Source organism: Paenibacillus sp. JT22N1, assembly GCF_059692155.1.
The window spans coordinates 1-19,916 of the sequence record NZ_JCAUAW010000007.1 but is presented as its reverse complement, the minus strand read 5'-3'; the positions used below and the strand labels follow the sequence as shown (position 1 = coordinate 19,916).

Here is a 19,916-nt window from a genome sequence, read left to right as displayed (position 1 = left end):
TCGTCACATTGAGAGTGCTTTCATCAGAACGTATAGTAAAACTAGAAAGATAAAGACACAAAACATATGGAGGGTTAACAAAATGAAAAAATCACTAACCAGTCTTCTATCCCTGCTGCTTGTCGGTTCTCTGATCGGATGCGGTGCAAAAGAGACCCCAACGGCGAAATCGACTGATAGCTCTGGACAACCTGCGACTAGTCAATCCTCACCAAAGACAGGCGGTAAGCTTACCTTGTATTCCCCGAATGCAGCTGAGCTTAATAACCCGATTATTAAGGAGTTTCAGGATCGTACAGGCATTGAGGTACAGTTGATTTCCGGTGGTACAGGTGACCTCCTGAAGCGTGTACAAGCCGAGGCTACCAATCCGCTGGGCGATGTATTTTGGGCTGGCGGTGCTGATTCCCTCGAAGCATATAAAAAATATTTTGAACCTTACAAAACAAAAGAATACGACAATATTTCTCCGCAATATGTAGACAAAAACAATGTGTGGACACCATTTGCCGCACTGCCAATGATCATCATGTACAACAAAGAGCTGGTTAAAGCAGGCGAAGAGCCTAAGGGCTGGACGGATCTGCTGGATCCGAAATGGAAAGGGAAGATTGCCTATGCGGATCCTGCAAAGTCCGGTTCATCCTATACGCAATTAATCACCATGCTGACAGCAAACGGAAAAGACCAAGGTTGGGGTTTTATTAAGAAGTTTGTAACCAACCTAGATGGTAAAGTATTGTCAGGCTCCGGCCAGGTATATAAAGGGGTAGCTGACAAAGAATTTGCGCTTGGAGTTACACTCGAGGAAGCTGCTTATCGTTATGTGGAAGGCGGCGCTAAAGTCGGCATTATTTATCCATCCGAAGGAACTTCAGCTGTACCTGATGGAGCTGCAATTATCAAAGGTGCTAAAAATATGGAAGATGCAAAGAAATTTATCGATTTCCTAGTAAGTAAAGACGTGCAGTCTCTCATTCAAAAGGAATTCAAACGCCGTTCCGTTCGTAAGGATGCAGAAGTGATTCAAGGTATCGCACAAGCCAAGGATATCAAGCTCGTCGACTATGATTTTGATTGGGCTTCCAGCAAGAAAGATGAAAATATTAAACGTTTTGGCAAAATTGTATCTGGACAAGAATAAGATTTTGATCAAATGAGCGGTGCCTTACTGTAACGGTCTAGGCACCTTTTTCTTAGACATCGGAGGTAAATAACATGCAAAAAATCGTCTTTGACCACGTGACCAAATATTTCGGAACCGCCAAGGCGGTCAATGATGCTCATTTAACAATCCAAGAAGGGGAATTCTTCACCTTACTTGGACCAAGTGGATGCGGAAAAACAACGCTGCTGCGGACAATTGCGGGCTTCTACCGTCAAGAAGAAGGCGATATTTACTTCGGCGATCGTAAGATAAATGATGTGCCGACGCATGAAAGAAACATTGGGATGGTTTTTCAAAACTATGCGATTTTTCCGCATATGACCGTGTTTGAAAATGTAGCTTATGGATTAAAGGCTCGGAATGTGAATAAGAAAGAAACGGAACAGCGCGTAATGGAAGCGTTGGAGATGGTTCAGCTGCAGCACTTGCGAGATCGTGTTCCTTCTAATATGAGCGGCGGTCAGCAGCAGCGTATTGCATTGGCACGGGCTATCGTTATTCGTCCAGGCTTGCTGTTAATGGACGAGCCTTTGTCCAACCTTGACGCCAAATTACGCATCAAGATGAGATCGGACATCCGGAGACTGCAAAAGGAACTGAACATTACAACGATTTACGTAACGCATGATCAGGAAGAAGCTCTGGCTGTTTCCGACCGCATTGCCGTAATGAGTGAAGGTATCATTCAACAAATTGCTCCTCCTGAGGACATTTATGCCTATCCGGCTAACCAATTTGTAGCAAACTTCATTGGTACATCGAACTTTATTGAGGCCGAGAGCCGCGGCAGTAAAAGCGATCAAAACGAAGCGGAGATTCAACTGCTTGGAACGACCTTCCGGTTGCCTCTCTTGAAGCCGTACGAAGGAAAATCGCTTTTCTCTCTGCGTCCCGAACGTATTCGGCTTGAATCCGAGAACACAGGCGAGAATTTGATTCGAGGTACGGTCGAGTCCGTTACTTTCCTTGGCGAGAAAGTAAGCTATTTAATCGAGCTTCCAAATGGTTTTGTGATCGACGTTCAAGAGCATGCTGTAGAACCCCATCAGCTGCGTAAGGTGAAACAGGTTGTTTATGTGAATTTACAGCTAGATAAAGCAACGATGTTTGATGAAAGCGGCAAGGAGGCGGTCTACCGTGCAAGCCGTTAAGAGAGGCCGGTGGTTCTCCTTCAAACAATGGGACTTCTGGTCTTGGGTGACATTGTTTGTGTATCTCTTTCTACTCGCTTTTATCGTTTACCCTTTGTTCTCCTTGCTGTTCAACAGTTTTTTTAATGACCAAGGGATGTTCTCATTAGCCAATTACGCCAATTTCATCAAGCTGAAGTATTATTACAGTGCGCTATGGAACAGTTTGAAGGTATCCGTACTTACTACTGTGTTCTCTATCCTAATAGGTGTTCCTCTCGCGTATATCACTACTCGCTACAATGTGAAATTTAAAGGCATTATTCAAATTCTTGTTATTATGTCCCTACTTTCCCCTCCATTTATCGGAGCGTATTCTTGGATTTTGATGTTAGGGAATAACGGCTTTCTAACACGCTTCCTGCATGATATTGGGATTCCATTTTCCTCTATATATGGATGGAAGGGCATTGTGTTCGTCTTTACACTTCAGTTCTATCCGCATATTTACTTATATGTTTCTGGTGCACTGAAAACGATTGACACTTCGCTCGAAGAGGCGGCAGAAAGCTTGGGACGTTCAAGCTTTCACAGGTTGCGTACGGTTACGATCCCGTTGATTTTTCCTACACTTTCAGCTGGTGCATTGATGGTATTTATGGCGTCGTTTGCAGATTTTGGTACGCCGATGCTGCTGGGCCAAGGTTTCAAGGTATTGCCAATCTTAGCTTATGAGCAGTTCATCAGTGAGATGGGTGGAAACCCAGCCATGGCTAGTACGTTAAGCGTGATCCTTATCATTTGTTCTACGAGTATTTTGTTTCTTCAAAGATACTTTGTCTCCCGCAAAAATTATACGATGACAGGTATGCGTACACCGAAAGTAGAAATACTTGGGCCGCTGAAGAAATGGCTGTTTACTGGCTTTGCTTTGTTGGTCGCATGTGTATCGATTATTCCTCAGGCGACGGTCATTGTGACCTCCTTCATCAAAACAAAGGGACCGGTATTTCAAAATGGATTTAGTTTAGATAGTTATAAAGAAATTTTGTTCCGCGTACCAAAGGCGATCTTGAATACGTATACCTACTCCTTAATATCCATCGTGATCATGGTCGTAATGGGGATGCTCGTAGCCTATGTGTTGGTGCGCAGGAAATCGAAGTTGACGGCGATGCTCGATTCCTTGATCATGATACCTTATGTCATGCCAGGAACTGTTCTGGGGATCAGTATGATTATTGCTTTTAATAAGCCTCCTGTAGTGCTAACGGGGACATGGGTCATTCTGGTCATCGCATACGTGGTGCGTAAGCTGCCATACACGATTCGTTCTAGTACGGCGATCTTGTATCAATTGGATCGCAGCGTAGAAGAAGCTTCAATCAGCCTTGGCGTTCCACCGATGAAGACATTCTTCAAGACAACGGGACGTTTAATGGCACCCGGCGTTTTGTCCGGAGCCATTCTGAGTTGGGTCACAACCATTAATGAATTAAGCTCTACGATTGTTCTTTATTACGGGGCGACAGCAACCATTACCGTGACGATCTACAGCGAAGTATTTACAGCTAACTACGGTACAGGTGCAGCTCTAGCGTCGATCCTGTCCCTCACCACGTTAATTTCCTTGATCATAGCTAATAAGCTTAGCAAGAAGGGGCTGCAGTTGTAACGGCTTGTGTGAGAAGTGTCTTTCATTAAGGCTCATGATTTCGGAAACTTGTCGTGCTACAATGAAAAAGATTGTCATGATGAGCTTACCGGGAGGAACCATGAAGCTAAATAGATGGATAATTTGGGGCATAGCGTTACAACTGATCCTTATAATTGCAACCTCTTATATGTTTAATAATAAGAAATCGACTACTACAAGCGGAGAATCTGTTCGTGGAACGGCTCTATCCATCTGGGTTTACAGTCAAGGCTTGGAAAACTCTATTAATGAGTTTCATCAAACTTATCCGAATATTGATGTAGATGTGAGATACTTCCGCTCGAGTGATCATTTATTTACCGAGTTGATGGCAGCTATATCCGCTAATGCGGCGCCACAGATCGCTGAAATTAAAAGTTATTATGGGATTGCCCAGCTAGTGGATGCCGGAGCGGTGCTTCCCGTAGATAATCTAACCATACCGGAATGGAAGAAGCTGCAGTCTACATTTACCGAGCCTTTCCATTATTCGGATCTGGATTGGGCGGTGCCGATCGGTGGGAGCATACCGATGCTTTATTACCGGGAGGAACTGTTAAAGAACTCTCAAAAGGGCTCGTTTACCGGATGGGATGAAGTGTCGAATGCTGCAATGGAAACAAACTTGGTTGGGAACGACGGAGGTATCAAGGGGCATTGGGGAATTACCATCGACAAGGAATTGCCTTGGTATCTAGAGAGCTTAAACGTAAAGGATAACCATGGCGAAACCGAGGAATATGGTAAGTTCGATTCCGCTATATCCATGTGGGGAGAGTGGGTTCATAGTTTGCAAATTATGAAGCCGCTCACTCACCGTCGGGCTGCGAGTGATTTTATTAATGGAAAAATCGGTTTATTCCTGAGTACTTCTGAAGAGCTGATGACTGTTGAACGATATATTGGAGGTAAGTTCCAATATAATGCCCAGTTGTTACCTGGGCTGGAACAACGGGGAATTGTGCCTAGCATCGATGGGATGATTGTTTTAAATTCAACAGCAACCAAAGTGAAGGCGGCTAACAGCTTTATTTCCTATATGATCCATGAGAACACGCAAAATGCTTTATGGCGCAGCCATGGTTTAATTCCTTCGCGGTCCGATGTTCTACTAAAGCTGCAAGAAGAAGGACAATGGAATGCGAGTCAAAAGATGATTCTTGATTCGGTGCGTATGTTCTCGGCAAAGAGGCCCGCAAAGACGGACTTCGAACGGTGGAGCTACACCCAATCCATACTGGAGCAATTAGAACAAGAATCAAACGATACGAAGGAAAAGCATTTTGAGGATGAATACGAGACTTGGCTTCGCAAATAGACGAAGAATATACAGACATGAGATGAAGGTGGCGTACAACTATGCATGTAGAAAAAATATCCTTACCGGGTAGCGGTGAATGGAATGAAGATGCACTCGTTGACAATGAACAGTTACATTTATTTGGGGTACTGGACGGTGCAACTTCTCTGCATCCCTTTCGTGGTCCTAACAACGAAACGGGGGGGTACTTGGCCTCACAAGTGATCAAACAGTATTTGGAGTCGCTTCAAGCGGAGGATGTCGCTGATTTGGATCTCAAGCAGCTGGTTGTTCAAGCTAATATCCGGTTGAGGGAGAAAATGGAAGCAGCCGGGATCCATACATCGGATAAAGGTGCTTTGTGGACGAGTTCGCTCGCGCTCATCCGAATTGAGGATAACTATATCGATTATGCACAGGTTGGAGATTGTATGATCGTGGCTGTTTATCAGGACGGGTCGCTTCGGACGATATCGCGTGATCAGGTCGCGCATATTGATCTTGAATCCAAACACATTTGGGAGCAAGGCATCGAGAATGGCATTGTGAAGCGAGAGGACCTTTGGGAACTCGTTAAACCGATCATTTTGCAAAATAAATCGAAGATGAATACGATGGCCGGCTACTCTGTGATGAGCGGTGAACCTCATCTAGCCGAATTCATCGAATACGGTAGAATCAACCGTATTCAGTTGAAGTCATTGCTGCTTGTTACTGACGGTCTTTTCCCGCATACAGAACGCGGTGGCGAGCCGATTGACGTCATTCAGGAGTTAACTACTTCTATTACAAATAGCACATTAGCCGGTTATGCGGATTGGTTGTTCAATCTTGAATTAGATGATAAGGATTGCCTGCGTTACCCTCGTTTCAAGGTGTCGGATGATAAGACAGGGATATGGATTCAATTTGAATAGAGTGAGCAGCCATTTTATTTAATGAATAGAAGGTAGTTGATATATGAGATTATCTGTCGGAAAAAAAATCATGCTCGGGATTGCCATCATTTTTGTGTTAATGCTTATCATGGCTCTATTTTCAATCAATCGAATGAATATCATGAAGGAACGGATTGATTCCATAACGGCTGTCTCCTTGCCCGGTGTAGAGTTAATCAATGAGTTGAATTTCGAGGTGGAGCATGTCATGCGGTTGACCGTCATGCATCTAGATGAAACGCTTAAGACCGGTAAAGATAGACAGGAAAGCAGTATTTCTCTCGTATACCGAAAAATCGATCAGACATTGGCCGAGTATGAAAAAAAGGCTGTTATAGAGGAAGATCGCAAAAATCTGGATGAATTTAAAGGCAAGTGGAACGAATTTAAAGACGTCAATAAACAGACTTTAGAAGCAAGTCAAGCTAAAAATGGCGCCAAGGCTGCGCAATTGCTTGCACAAGCGGAAGAGTTGAATGTGACGATACAGGCTATCTTTGACAAAATGAAAATATACAACGACAGCGAGGCTGTCCATGCAACGAATGAAGCAATCGGCGCCTTCTCTTCAGCGAAGACGGGGCTGACCTTATTGTTGATCTTTAGCTTGCTTACAGCGGCAGCAGTCGTTGTGAGCGTTCATCTGCTAGTTTCCAAAACCTTACATAAGGTTACTTCCCATATCGTTCAAGTAGCCAAAGGGGAACTAGATGTCCAGCCTTTAAAAGTAAGAAGCAAGGACGAGCTGGGGCAATTGGCCAAGGCAGCAAACGACATGGTCGTTCATTTGAGGGAAACTCTGCTGCAAACGTCAACAACTTCCGCTCAGGTCGCTGCTTTATCCGAAGAGCTTGCAGTAAGTGCTAATCAAACAGCTGCCTCTTCGAGACAAGTTGCCACCGCCGTTCAAGAAGTTGCTGGAGGGGCCGCTGATCAGCTCATCAGTACGGAAGAAGCAGCTAAGGCGATGGAAGAAATGGCAATAGGAATCGGGCGAATTGCAGAAACGTCTTCCGTCGTTTCTGAAAAGTCCGTTGAAACCTCGACACAGGCTGAGCAAGGAAATGAAGCTATCCGACAAGTCGTTACTCAAATGGGATTCATTCAAGATTCAGCAACCACAACGGCAGAATTTGTTGGGCGGCTAGGGCAGCGATCAGAGGAAATTGGCGCGATTGTATCGATGATATCTGACATTGCAACCCAGACGAACTTATTGGCACTGAATGCCTCCATCGAAGCAGCAAGAGCGGGTGCAGGAGGAAGAGGGTTTGCGGTCGTTGCGAATGAAGTGAAAAAATTATCTGCACAATCCAGTTCATCCGCTAACGAAATTGCAGCGTTAATCCATGAAATTCAATCAGAAACAAGGCATGCTGTAGAAGCCATACAATCCGTTACTCGTGAAGTTACGATAGGTATCTCTGTGGCTGAAACGACTAGTGAAAAGTTCGGCTCTATACTCGATTCCATTCAGCATATCAACAACGAAATTCAAGAGGTTTCAGCAATCTCAGAGCAAATGGCCGCCTCATCCGAGCAAATTACTGCATCTATTATCTCCACTGCATCCATTGCTAGAAATGCTAACGATAACACCCAGGCTGTAGCCAACGCATCTGATCTGCAGTTCCTTTCCATGGAAGGTATTTCCTCATCTGCCTCGCATCTGTCTGGTATGGCTGAAAGTTTGCAGCACTTAATCCTCAAGTTCAAGCTGTAATTACTTGTGCTAAAAGTGTCTAAGATCTAACTGTTAAAAGTTAGGTCTTTTTTTATACGAAAAAACTGACGTCGATGTAGTTCCGACGCCAGTTATCTACTTAATTGCTTTTTCTGCTGGTTGTTTGCAAGTTACTTTACTGTCTTGTTGTAAGCGGCAATTTTCTCCGTGATGCTCTTCGCAGCAGCGTCCAGCGCTTCTTTCGGAGCTTTCTTACCTGTAAGAGCTTCTTCGATTGCCGTTTCTACAAGCTGACGTGCTTCTGGGAAGACACCCATTACTGCACCTTGTGTGGCTTTATTTGCTTTTGTATTGTGCAGTTGATCAATTGCGGTTTGGAATTGCGGATATTTGGCAAGGTTATCCTTCACCAGCTGCTCGTCGTAGGCTTTCTTTGTAATTGGGAAGTAGCCAGTGTTGACGTGCCACCAAGCTTGTGTTTGTGGGTTTGTCAGGAATTTAATGAACTCCCATGCACCTTTTTGCTCAGCTTCGGATTTGTTGTTTAAGATGTAGAGACTTGCACCACCGACAACAACACCGCCATCCTTCGCATCAGCTGGTTTAGGCAGGGTGCTGGTTCCGACTTGGAATTTACCGTCAGCACCGCTCACGATCCCGCGTAGTGAGGCTGTGGAATCTAAAGTCATAGCCACTTGGCCAGCCAAGAACGCTTTCTTCGTATCGTCTGTCTTGCGACCTAGGTTAGTAGCTGTTTTACTGTCGACCATTTGCTTCCACCAAGTCAAAGTCTTCACGCCCGATTCACTATTGACCATGGATTCCGAAGCTGCGGTCGTACGACCGTTGCCATTGTTAAGGTATTCGGCACCTTGTCCAGCAAAGAATTGCTCCATGAACCATCCGTAGATGGCGAAGGATGCACCTGCTTTACCGTCTTTGCTTAATGCTTGAGAAGCCTTGGCGACGTCTTCAAAGGTTGTTGGCGGCTTTTCAGGATCTAGACCGGCAGCTTTAAACATGTCTTTGTTGTAATAGAGAATCGGATTCGATGTGTTGAAAGGCATGGAATACAGTTTGCCATCGAATTTATAGTAATTCAGAATATTATCTTCCAGTTGGGAGAGGTCGAATTTATCAGCATCGACATACTTTTGGACTGGCGTAATAGCCTTGGAGTCGATCATGAATCGGGAGCCGATTTCGTATACTTGAATAAGAGAAGGACCGCTTTTGCTATCCATCGAAGCTTTCATTTTATTTAAGCTTTCATCGTATGTGCCTTGAAAAACAGCTTCAACTTGAACATCTTTCTGGGAAGAGTTGAAGTCTGTTACAAGTTTATCTACAGCTTTGCCGAGCTCACCGCTCATCGAGTGCCACCAGATGACCTTAACTGGTTCAGCTGATTTTTTCGTTTCTGCGGCAGCAGGAGAAGCGGATGATTTGGTATCTGCAGTACTGCCAGATGTCGTCGTTTCAGCCTTGCCGCATGCGCTAGTTAATAGCACCATGAGTGCTGTTATTGCGATAGCTGAACTTCTCATTTTCAATGTCTTCATTTTTTTTGTTTCTCTCCCTTTTGGTTTCTTTTATTTTTATTTATGGAAATCTGGGTCAGCTTATTGCTGAACAGAGCAGCCATCACACATGGGGACTAGCCTTTGACAGCACCAGCAGTAAGCCCTCGAACTAGCTGCTTCAACCCGAGTACTAAAAGCAACAGTGAAGGCAGTAAGACGATAGTTACGCCTGCTAGGACCAAATTCCAAACGGTTAATTCTTCGAATTGAAGCATGGCGATGCCAATCTGAACCGTTCGCATCTCCTCGCTGTTCGTAATAAGAAGTGGCCATAAATACATGTTCCACGAGTTTAGGAACGCATAGACGGCTAGCGTTGCAAGTGCCGGGCGGCCTAGGGGCAGTACAATTCGGAAAAAGCAGCGGAAGTGCCCACAGCCATCAATTCGAGCTGCTTCGAACAGTTCTTTAGGCAGCTGTAAGAAAAATTGGCGCAGCAGGAAGGTGCCGAAAGCAGTCGCCAGGAATGGAACGGTTAAGCCCTGAATGCTATCGAGCCAGTCCCACTTTTTGACCGTCAAATAGTTGGGAATGATGGTGACTTCCCATGGAATCATCATGGTGGCCATGAATATCGCGAAGAAGATAGCTTTACCCTTGAAACGAATGTTAGCAAAGGCGTAAGCGGCCATGCTGGATGTAATGAGCTGTCCAGCTGTAATGATAATCGAGACGACCAAGCTGTTGGTTATAAATTTGCCGATGGGGACTAATTGGAACACGGCGACTATACTGCCGATATACAAGCTGCTCGGCCAGAAGCGGGGCGGATAGGCCGATGCTTCCTCCGGTGTCATGAATGCTGCGGTAAACGTATAGAAAATAGGATACAGAACGAGTGCAGCGAATACGACAAGCAGTACATACACGAAGGTATTTTGTAATCGATGGGTCATTGATAGTGCACATTCCTTTCAAAAACTTTAAATTGTATAACGGTGAAAATAAGGATGATGGTGAACAGGACAAGGGCTTGAGCACTACCAGTCCCGAATCGGAAGTTAATGAATGCATCCTGATACAAGCTGTATACAAGGACATCTGTGGAATTAACAGGTCCGCCTTTGGTCAAAATGTGAATCTGTCCGAAGGACTGAAAAGCACCAATGATCGACACAATGGTGACGAAGAACACCGTCGGTGAAAGCAAGGGGAATACGATTTGGATAAAGGTACGGAATGGACCTGATCCGTCGATTTTGGCGCTATCATAGATTTCTTCTGGAATTCCTTGTAGGCCACTGAGAAGAACGATGTAAGTAAAGCCGAGATTCATCCAGACTGTCATCATCGAGACGGAAAGCAGTGCCCATCTTGGATCTGTTAACCAAGCTACCGGCTCTAAGCCAACCATGCTCAGTAAGTAATTCAACATCCCGACACTCGGGTGAAATAGCATCATCCAGATCACCGCAGAGGTTCCTACGGATAGAACAACGGGCAGCGAGAAGATGAATTGAAAGATTCGCATGCCCTTCAAGTGATTGTGTGTAAGTGCAGCGAGTAAAAGCGCAAGAGCAATGCCAGTTGGCACCGTAAGAAGTGTAAAAAGGCCTGTGACTTCCAAACTTTTATAAAATCGCTCGGAAGTGAAGATAGCAATGAAATTATCGAAACCGACGTAAGAAGCAACTCTGCCTCGCGGATCCGTCTCGTGTAAGCTCAGATAAAAGGTTTGAATCAGGGGGTAAAAAAGAAAGATAGCAAACAGCAAAATCGAAGGGAGTAAGAAAACATAACCAAGCAGCGTTTCCGCCAATTTTTGATTGATAAGCGCACGGGGAGGTTGTCCCACTTTTGCTTTTGGCTTAGTTGTTGAAAGCGGTAAATCTCTATCCATCGTATTCATGTGGTGCTCCTTCACGAACATTATTAGACTATTACTATGTTATTAGCTTAACGATGCTTTATTTGACCCGTGTTAAATAGAGATTAACTTATTGTGTATTTTCCCAACATATTTACGTAACCTTTACGAATAAATACTGGGCAAGAGCGAGTCATTTCATCTATAATTTGAGCATAGTAGAAGCTTATACGTTGGGAGTGTTATCAATGAACAAACATAAACCGATTGTAATTGGACATCGCGGAGCGGCAGGGGAAGCACCGGAAAATACGTTAGCTTCTTTTGCATTAGCTATGGAGCAAGGGGCAGAAGGCATTGAGCTAGATGTACATATAACGAAAGACGGAGAGATTGTCGTCTGTCATGATGCTACGCTCGATCGAACGACGAATGGCTCCGGACTTATTTGCGAACACAGTTGGAGTGAGTTGAAGTCGTTGGATGCTGGGTCTTGGTTCTCAGAGGCGTTCACGGGGGAACGGTTACCACTTTTGCTTGAAGTATTCGATTTATTGCCTCGAGGGTTCTTCATCAATGTGGAAGTGAAGCATGCTTATGAAGGACGGATGGAGAATGCGCTTCTAGCATTTTTGCGTGAAAGCAGCAGAATGGAAGATGTGGTCATTTCTTCTTTCGATCACAAGGTGATTCGCCGAATTAAGCAGGCCGAGCCTGAGGCGAAGGTTGGTTTGTTGTACGCTGCAAACCTTATTGATCATACTGCTTATGCAGAGCAAATGGGTGTAGACGTGTTTTCGTTGCATCCTCATCACCACTTCATAGAACAAGAAGATGTTGCTGCGGCAGTATCCTCTGGGCTTGCTGTTTATCCTTATACGGTAAATGACTTGGCCGATTATCATAGGATGATTGCTTCCGGTGTTTCAGGCATAATTACCGATTACCCAGCTAGACTTAGGGAGCTATTAAACCTGTAGTATGGTAGAATATGGGTATCATAGTTTGGAAGGGGAAACGTATGACCGAAAACAGCTTAACTCAAATTGGGCAAATTTCAGTAAATGCAGCTGACATTCCAAGAGCCGTCGCTTTTTACCGCGACACATTAGGCATGAAGTTTTTGTTTCAAGCTTCTCAAATGGCTTTTTTTGATTGTAATGGTATTCGATTGATGATAAGCCTTCCAGAAAAACCTGAATTTAATCATCCTGGCTCTGTCATTTACTATAAGGTTGGGGACATTAAGCAGGTCTATGAGGCTTTTCTAGAACGAGGTGTATCCTTTATTAGTGAGCCGCATGTGGTAGCTAGTATGGGCAGCTTCGATATTTGGATGGCTTTCTTCCAGGATACAGAGGGAAATACCTTGGCAATTACCAGTGACGTCCCTAATGGAAATTAAAATGTTTTTAGAGAGAGACCTATGCAGTTGGATGCAGGGGTCTTTTTTTTAATTGAAAATAAATCCTCCAAGAGCGGGTACTACGCAAAGTTAGTACTATCAGATTCCAGGCAAATGCATACAATGGAATTATGATCAGGTATTAATAGAAGCCCAAAAGCTTATGCGTACGAATCCAGTTTAGCTAAAGCAAAGCTCAGTCGATGCTTACGAAGATAGCTTTGCTAAAGCAAAGCTCAGCCGATGCTTACGAAGATAGCTTTGCTAAAGCAAAGCTCTTAGGAGGAGTCCCAATGATCAAATGGTTGTTTGTTGCTCTGTTAAAGCTGTTGCTTCCCCTATTGCGTCCAGTCTTGATGACAAGCTTTAAGGTTAAAGTTAGGGGGATGGAGCGGCTCAATTTGACGGAGAAAACGGTGCTTATTCCTAATCACGTATCATTGCTGGATGCTGTGCTTTTAGCTCTGATTCTGCCGAAGGAAGTGGCATTTGTTGTAAACACAAGGATTGCAAAGCGTTTTGCTTGGCTGCTCCTTTTTCGGACGCATATCTCGGTAGATCCGTTGAACCCCTACTCCGTGCGAAAGATGCTGAAAACCGTGCAAAACGGAACACCGCTTGTTGTTTTTCCAGAAGGGCGAATCACAACAACCGGGGGCATGATGAAGGTGTATGGCGGGATTGGTTACATTGCACTGAGATCACAGGCACGAATGCTGCCAATTGCGATTAATGGACTTGAGCATTCGAAATTATCTTATCTTCGCGGCAAATTGAAGCAGTTCTGGTTTCCGGCAGTGAGCATTACGTTTGGTGAAGCTTTTCAAGTGCCTATGAGTGAACATATCTCGAGGCGCATTCAGAAGGAGCGGGCAACGGATATCATTCGCAGTCGAATGCAGAATCATTTGCTGGAAAGTCGAATGAAGCCTGAGCTTAATTTATTCAATGAGATGCTGATAGCTGCCAAACTTCATGGCATCTCTACGGTTATTTGTGAAGACATCATAAGTGATTCCGCTTTAACATACCGCAAATTACTGCTCACAACGTATACGATGGCGGGGGTTCTAAAGCAGCTTCTTAAGGAACAGAACCGTGCTGCAGTTTTGCTGCCTAATGCTGCTGCACATGTGGTCACCTTGTTTTCATTATTCCGATTAGGAGTAACACCGGCGGTATTGAATTATTCGGCTGGTAAGCAGACGATGTTGGATGCTTGCGAAACAGCCGCGGTGAAGACGATTATTACGTCAAAAGCGTTCATCGACAAAGCGGGACTTACCGATTTTATCGATACCGCTAGCGGCGCTTTCAAGATTGTTTTTCTCGAAGATGTTAAACAAAGTATCACTTTTAAACATAAATGTGTGGGTATTTTTCACTATATACGGAAAGTTCACGGACCTGTTGGCTCAGGAAAGAACGAGGTTGTTCTTTTTACATCAGGTAGTGAGAGTAAACCGAAGGGGGTCGTCCTTACACACCGCAATGTATTTGCTAATATTCAGCAGGCTAAGGCTGTAATTGCCTTTAACGGGTCGGATATTGTGCTTGGCGCGATGCCGATGTTTCATTCCTTTGGATTAACCGCTGGAACGATGCTGCCCATCCTTTCCGGTATGAAAGTGGTGCTTTACCCTAATCCCTTACATTATAAAGTCATTCCGGAGCTAGTCTACGATCGCAATATTACGATTCTGTTTGGAACTTCAACTTTTTTATCGGCTTATGCGAGAACCGCGCATCCGTATGATTTTGCCCACTCGCTGAAATATGTCGTGGCTGGTGCTGAGAAGTTGAAGGAGGAGGTCCGTCAAACCTGGTCTGATAAATTCGGGATTCGTATTCTGGAGGGGTATGGGACAACGGAGACAGCGCCCGTCATTTCGCTTAACACACCCATGTACGCAAAGAAGGGTACAGTGGGGCGAATGCTGCCAGGTATGGATTACCGTTTGGAAAAAGTGGAAGGAATTGAGCTTGGCGGTAACTTGTTGGTGAAGGGGCCGAATGTGATGAAAGGTTATCTCATTCATGGTCAAGGCTTCGTCCCTTGCCCAGAGTGGTATAGCTGCGGAGATGTTGTTCAAATGGATGATCAAGGGTATATCTCGATTCAAGCAAGGTTGCAGTCATTTGCCAAAATTGGTGGGGAGAAAGTGTCACTGCCGATGGTGGAGGAGCTTGTGACTGCAAGCTTGCCGCCAGAAGCGATATGCGCAGCGGTTAGTGTGCCAGATATGCGTAAAGGGGAGCGAATTGTTGTCTATCATAATATCCCCGGTGTCCAACTTCAGCAAATCAGAGAGTCGTTGAAACAGCAGGGTCATCCCTCCTTCTACATGCCTTCGGAGCTTCGTTATGCAGAAAAATTGCCGCTTCTAGGAAGTGGGAAAGTAGACTATGTGACGATCAAGCGATCGGCTTTGAAGGATAATCACGAAACCTAAAGGGAGCGAAAAGTTATGAAAATGAATCCACTTCAGACGCTGTATGTGACGCAATTTCTTTCCGCTTTTGCCGATAATATGATTCTCTTCATTACCTTGGCGATCATTAAACAACAGGCATTCCCTGATTATTATATTGGCGTTGTGCAAGCTTGCTTTCTTATTGCCTTCGTTATTTTCGCACCGTTCGTTGGGGCCTTTGCAGATAAAAATGCGAAATCCCAGGTCCTTCTCGTCGGAAACGCCATCAAAGCCATTGGAATTATTGCCCTGTTCCTGAAACTTGATCCTGCTATCAGCTACGGAATTGTCGGGATAGGAGCCGCGGTGTATTCACCGGCCAAATATGGTATCCTACCTTCGCTTACGCATTCGGAAAGCGAGCTGCTGAGAGCCAATGCACGTATTGAGGGCTATACGATTATGGCTATTCTCATTGGCTCTGTGTGTGGTGGAGTTTTGGCGAAAATCTCGCTTTCTGGGTCTATTGTTGCTTGTTTCGCGCTATACTTAGTTTCATTACTTTTAACGCTGCAAATTCCTAGAATTTCAGGCAATTCGAGCATACGCTACGTCAAAGAGGCCAGGGCATTCCTAACGGATATGAAGCTCTTGTTAAAAGATCGCACGACTCGCTTTTCTCTGGTAGGTACGGGCTCATTCTGGATGACTTCCTCCGTCGTCCGTCTTGCGATTATTGCATGGGTGCCAGCACATCTAGGCATACAGTCTGTCGATCAAATTTCGATGCTCGTTGCCGCCACGGGCATAGGTATTATGGTTGGCGCACTCATGACGCCAAAATTGATTCCGGCACGCAAATATTATAATTCCTATGTATTTGGGATTGTCATGATTATCAGTATATTGCTGTTCCCGCTTATTACTAACTTATATCTCACCATATGTCTTCTACTTCTCGTAGGCTTCAGCGGCGGCGTTTTTATCGTACCGATGAATACCGTGCTTCAAGATAAAGGTCAGGGAATGGTGGGGGCAGGCAAAACAATTGCTGTTCAAAATTTCCTCGAAAATTCCATGATGCTCGCAGGTGTAGGCATTTATACACAAATATCCAAGGATGGTTTATCACCTGATATCTCGATCATGGGAATTGCTGTTATACTCGCTGGCTTCGTAGGATACCTGATTATACAGCGTCAACGTTTGAAAATCGTCGTGTAAGTTAACCTTCATTTAGAGGTGACCCGATAACAGTTAATGCAGAAGGTACAATCTCGATTTGGAGCGGTGTTGATCCGGCGAATTCCCCGTCCGCTTGGACGAGTAAAGGAATTTGTGAGCGAAGTGAAATCGACGTCCCTTTATAGAAAGAAACAGCGGGATGATGAATATGCTTACCTTGATAAACAGTGAAAAGAATCGGCAGCAATCGGAATCGCCCTCTGCTTTGAATCACGACAATATCGGCTACGCCGTCGTGAGGAGAGGCAGCAGGGCATATTTGTATGGAGCCACCGTAAAAGGGGATATTGGCGACAGCTGTCAGCCACATGTTTGGCAATTCATGAACCGTGCCGTCAACTTCTAACCATGCTGTGCAAGGTTGATAAGTGGCGAACACTCTTAGGATCGAGATAAAGTAGGACAGCTTACCGAGTCCAATGCGATTGAGAATTTTTTTGTAGCCAGCCTCGTTTGTCAATTTAGCCACCATGCCATCGAAACCTGTCCCAATGCTATTCACAGCAATCATTCCGTTCCTTGTACGCAGAAGATCAATTTGAACTTTCTTAGTCTCCGATAATGCGGCTTCCAGGGCTTGTATAGGTTGAGTAGGAATGCCATAAGCTTTGGCGAAATCGTTACCTGTTCCAGCAGGAATGACTGCAAGTGGACAGTTTAGTCCGGTATTTTGTAATTGCCATAACCCTCCGGCAGCCTCATGAATCGTTCCATCCCCACCGATCACGATCAGCTTATCGACACGGTGCTCTTGAACAAGTGTGATGGCGTACTCAGTGGCTTCTCCCGCCTTTGTCGTTACTTTTACCAGATGTGAAATATGGTTTAACTGTAGATAAGTCTCTATTTCTCTCCAAATTCTAGCTCCTCTACCATCCCCCGAAAGAGGATTCACGATAATTCCGATCAACTTCATTTCATTTATCTCCGATCTATCATGAAAATGGAATAAATTGTATGCGTAATTTCTTGATTTATGATACTTTTTACCTAATTTTGTCTTTACTTCGTGAACACTGTTTTGTAGAATAAACCATAGGTTAATTTAAAAAACTTTCGTGTAAGGTTTTATTACATCATGCAAATGAAATGGTTTAGTAGTGTAATGGACAAGTAGTAAGACTAAGACTACAAGATCTATCACTCGGGAGGAGAACGGGAGACTTTGAAATTCAAAACGAATTTGAATGCGAGTAACTTGAAGAACGTAAGAAATATGAGAGCTAACCTGTCCATCCTTCGAAACCTTAAATTACGTTTTAAACTGCTGCTTATGAACGCTATCGCTATTTTGTTCCTACTAATTGTAGGTATTACGGGTTATTATTATATGGATAAAATGTCTAGTAATTCTACTAGAATGTACGAGGAAAGTCTGCTATCTGTCAAATGGATTAATCAATTGAAGTCAAATTTTAATGAAACCGAAGCCAATCTGTTAGAGATGATGCTTTCTACTGATGTGAAATACAAGGTCAAATTAAAAGTTAAATTAGATGAAAACAGTGCCAAGAATAAAGAGTTGGTTACTAAACTAGAGGGAATTGCTTTAAATCAAGAGGAAACTGATGCTTTTAAAAGCTTTGAGGAACTGAATCTGAAGTACCGCGATGTTATCGTTAGAACGATTGAACATGCTACCCAAAATAATCAAGTAGCTTACCAAGTGTATAACAATGAGGTTTCACCTCAAGGTGATAAAACGATTGAGGCTTTGGACAAATTGGTACTGCTCAAAGAATTTGCAGCTGAACAATTTCAGCGTTCGAGCAGCGCAGACTCAAAGACTTCTCACTGGGTCATTATCCTTACTATTGTTATCGCAATCATCGTAATGACGGCAAATGCACTCGCTTTGAATATGATTATTACGATGCCAATTCGCAGACTGCAGGAGCATATGGAGAAAGCGGCGAGCGGTGATCTCTCTATAAAAGGTGACTACCCTTATGAGGATGAGGTCGGTAAATTAACAGGCTCCTTTAATGTCATGACCGAAAGCTTGCGCAGCTTAGTCAAACAGATTGCTGAGAATGCGTTGACACTCTCAGCGAGTTCAGAAGAACTTCTAGCGAGTTCGGAGCAAAGCTCCATGGCTGCGAAGCAGGTAGCGGCATCCAGCCAGAAGCTATCCGAAGATTTCGATAAGCAGTTTGCTGGCGTGAATCAAGCGAACGAGGCTGTTCAGCAAATGCTTACAAGTACGAAGCTCATTGATGAGTCAGCCCAAGAGGTTGCTGAGCTCGCAGAACAAGCAACCCAAGCAGCACAAAACGGCAAACAATCCGTTGTCTCGATTGCCGGTCAAATGACGGAAATCTCCGATGCTGTTCGCGAAGTCAACGATGTGATTGAAGCATTAGGTAAAAATGCTCACAAAATCGGTGAGATTGTCAATGTGATCAACGAAATTTCTACTCAAACGAATCTTCTCTCTTTGAATGCTGCTATTGAAGCAGCTCGTGCTGGAGAAGCGGGTCGCGGGTTCGCGGTTGTAGCAGGAGAAGTGCGAAAGCTTGCTGAGCAATCATCTTCGTCTGCACGCAACATAACACAGCTTGTTTCCACGATTCAAAGACAGATTAATCACGCTGTAAGCTCCATGCATGCAGGAGCAGGCAAAGTGGAAGTTGGATTATCGATTTCGGGGAAGGCGCAAGAATCCTTCGTCCATATCGAATCATCCGTTGAGAAAGTGAATGCGAAAGTGGAGAGCGTAAACACAAATATTCACCAACTTGTTGATGCTAATTTACGCATAGAACAAGTGATGGGTATCGTGAGTGCTGTTTCGGAAACAGGGATTTCCGTCAGTCAAGAGACATCGGCTGCCAGTCAACAGCAAATGTCGACGACCGAGGAAATTGAGAATTCGGCCAAATCCTTGGCAGGACTTGCCGAGGAATTACAAATTTCTTTGCAGAAATTTACGGTGTAGAAAGATGACCGCGGGCGGTTTGCCTGCGGTTTTTTTGTTTGGGCCGCCGCGGAAACGGATGTATTCATCGTTAAAGTGAGGGGAGTGCGAGAAAGTGACTTCATAGTGATGAAAAACATGCTTAAAGTAGGTGGATACGGCCAAATCTGCTGGATGAGTTGCTGAGACGATGAATTTCATCGCTAAAGTGAAGGAAGTGCGAGAAAGTGACTCCATAGTGATGAAAAACATGCTTAAAGTAGGTGGATACGGCCAAATCCCCTGGATGAGTTGCTGAGACGATGAAATTCATCGCTAAAGTGAGGGAAGTGCGAGAAAGTGACTCCATAGTGATGAAAAACATGCTTAAAGTAGGTGGATACGGCCAAATCCTCTGGATGAGTTGCTGAGACGATGAAATTCATCGTTAAAGTGAGGGGAGTGCGAGAAAGTGACTCCATAGTGATGAAAAACATGCTTAAAGTAGGTGGATACGGCCAAATCCTCTGGATGAGTTACTGAGACGATGAAATTCATCGCTAAAGTGAGGGAAGTGCGAGAAAGTGACTCCATAGTGATGAAAAACATGCTTAAAGTAGGTGGATACGGCCAAATCCTCTGGATGAGTT

At 44.4% G+C, this 19,916-nt stretch carries 16 protein-coding genes; 11 read left to right on the top strand and 5 right to left on the bottom strand.

The genetic code is table 11. The features are described from left to right. Positions 1-82 precede the first annotated feature (82 nt). The 6 genes from AC58UU_RS15095 (at position 83) to AC58UU_RS15070 (ending at position 7,955) form a co-directional block, all read left to right on the top strand. On the top strand, positions 83-1,144 hold the full coding sequence (locus AC58UU_RS15095; protein WP_497316875.1) for an ABC transporter substrate-binding protein: 1,062 nt from the start codon (positions 83-85) through the stop codon (positions 1,142-1,144). Positions 1,145-1,218: 74 nt separating this feature from the next. After that, positions 1,219-2,319: an ABC transporter ATP-binding protein gene (locus tag AC58UU_RS15090; protein ID WP_497316873.1), complete on the top strand. Its 1,101-nt coding sequence runs from the start codon at positions 1,219-1,221 to the stop codon at positions 2,317-2,319. Then, on the top strand, positions 2,306-3,973 hold the full coding sequence (locus AC58UU_RS15085; RefSeq protein ID WP_497316871.1) for an ABC transporter permease: 1,668 nt from the start codon (positions 2,306-2,308) through the stop codon (positions 3,971-3,973). Before AC58UU_RS15090 ends, AC58UU_RS15085 begins: the two co-directional genes overlap by 14 nt. Before the next feature lie 100 nt (positions 3,974-4,073). Continuing rightward, positions 4,074-5,312 carry an extracellular solute-binding protein gene (locus tag AC58UU_RS15080; RefSeq protein ID WP_497316869.1) on the top strand — a complete coding sequence of 413 codons (1,239 nt, stop codon included), beginning with the start codon at positions 4,074-4,076 and terminating at the stop codon, positions 5,310-5,312. A gap of 41 nt (positions 5,313-5,353) precedes the next feature. Then, positions 5,354-6,211, top strand: a complete 858-nt coding sequence (locus tag AC58UU_RS15075) for a protein phosphatase 2C domain-containing protein (protein WP_171644645.1) — start codon at positions 5,354-5,356, stop codon at positions 6,209-6,211. Between the two features lie 43 nt (positions 6,212-6,254). Further along, entirely contained in the window at positions 6,255-7,955 is a 1,701-nt protein-coding gene (locus AC58UU_RS15070) for a methyl-accepting chemotaxis protein (protein WP_497316867.1), read from the top strand. Positions 7,956-8,086: 131 nt separating this feature from the next. Here AC58UU_RS15070 and AC58UU_RS15065 read toward each other — a convergent pair whose 3' ends face one another. From AC58UU_RS15065 to AC58UU_RS15055, 3 genes are all read right to left on the bottom strand, one after another. Next, positions 8,087-9,478: an ABC transporter substrate-binding protein gene (locus AC58UU_RS15065; RefSeq protein WP_497316865.1), complete on the bottom strand. Its 1,392-nt coding sequence runs from the start codon at positions 9,476-9,478 to the stop codon at positions 8,087-8,089. Positions 9,479-9,573: 95 nt separating this feature from the next. After that, positions 9,574-10,395 (bottom strand): carbohydrate ABC transporter permease, encoded by an 822-nt coding sequence (locus AC58UU_RS15060; RefSeq protein WP_497316863.1) that lies wholly within the window; start codon positions 10,393-10,395, stop codon positions 9,574-9,576. Continuing rightward, positions 10,392-11,348 carry a carbohydrate ABC transporter permease gene (locus tag AC58UU_RS15055; RefSeq protein ID WP_497316862.1) on the bottom strand — a complete coding sequence of 319 codons (957 nt, stop codon included), beginning with the start codon at positions 11,346-11,348 and terminating at the stop codon, positions 10,392-10,394. The genes AC58UU_RS15060 and AC58UU_RS15055 overlap by 4 nt, the downstream gene beginning before the upstream one ends. Positions 11,349-11,554: 206 nt before the next feature. Here AC58UU_RS15055 and AC58UU_RS15050 point away from each other — a divergent pair, with 206 nt between their 5' ends. The 4 genes from AC58UU_RS15050 to lplT all read left to right on the top strand — a co-directional run bounded on the left by AC58UU_RS15050 (position 11,555) and on the right by lplT (position 16,349). Further along, positions 11,555-12,286, top strand: coding sequence for a glycerophosphodiester phosphodiesterase (locus tag AC58UU_RS15050; RefSeq protein ID WP_497316860.1), 732 nt, complete (start codon positions 11,555-11,557; stop codon positions 12,284-12,286). Positions 12,287-12,327: 41 nt separating this feature from the next. After that, on the top strand, positions 12,328-12,711 hold the full coding sequence (locus tag AC58UU_RS15045; protein ID WP_497316858.1) for a VOC family protein: 384 nt from the start codon (positions 12,328-12,330) through the stop codon (positions 12,709-12,711). 293 nt (positions 12,712-13,004) lie between these two features. Continuing rightward, positions 13,005-15,164 carry an AMP-binding protein gene (locus AC58UU_RS15040; RefSeq protein ID WP_497316856.1) on the top strand — a complete coding sequence of 720 codons (2,160 nt, stop codon included), beginning with the start codon at positions 13,005-13,007 and terminating at the stop codon, positions 15,162-15,164. 15 nt (positions 15,165-15,179) lie between these two features. Then, positions 15,180-16,349, top strand: a complete 1,170-nt coding sequence (lplT, locus tag AC58UU_RS15035) for a lysophospholipid transporter LplT (RefSeq protein ID WP_497316854.1) — start codon at positions 15,180-15,182, stop codon at positions 16,347-16,349. A gap of 1 nt (position 16,350) precedes the next feature. Here lplT and AC58UU_RS15030 read toward each other — a convergent pair whose 3' ends face one another. Next, a complete protein-coding gene (locus AC58UU_RS15030; RefSeq protein WP_497316852.1) occupies positions 16,351-17,286 on the bottom strand; it encodes a diacylglycerol/lipid kinase family protein in 936 nt (311 codons plus the stop codon). Positions 17,287-17,535: 249 nt separating this feature from the next. On the opposite strand from AC58UU_RS15030, the gene AC58UU_RS15025 reads away from it, so the two are divergent. Then, complete coding sequence (locus AC58UU_RS15025) at positions 17,536-19,308, top strand: methyl-accepting chemotaxis protein (protein WP_497316850.1); 1,773 nt, start codon at positions 17,536-17,538, stop codon at positions 19,306-19,308. Here the strand turns inward: AC58UU_RS15025 and AC58UU_RS15020 are convergent. Then, complete coding sequence (locus AC58UU_RS15020) at positions 19,276-19,488, bottom strand: hypothetical protein (protein ID WP_497316848.1); 213 nt, start codon at positions 19,486-19,488, stop codon at positions 19,276-19,278. The two genes, AC58UU_RS15025 and AC58UU_RS15020, sit on opposite strands and share 33 nt — an antisense overlap. Between the last annotated feature and the right edge of the window lie 428 nt (positions 19,489-19,916).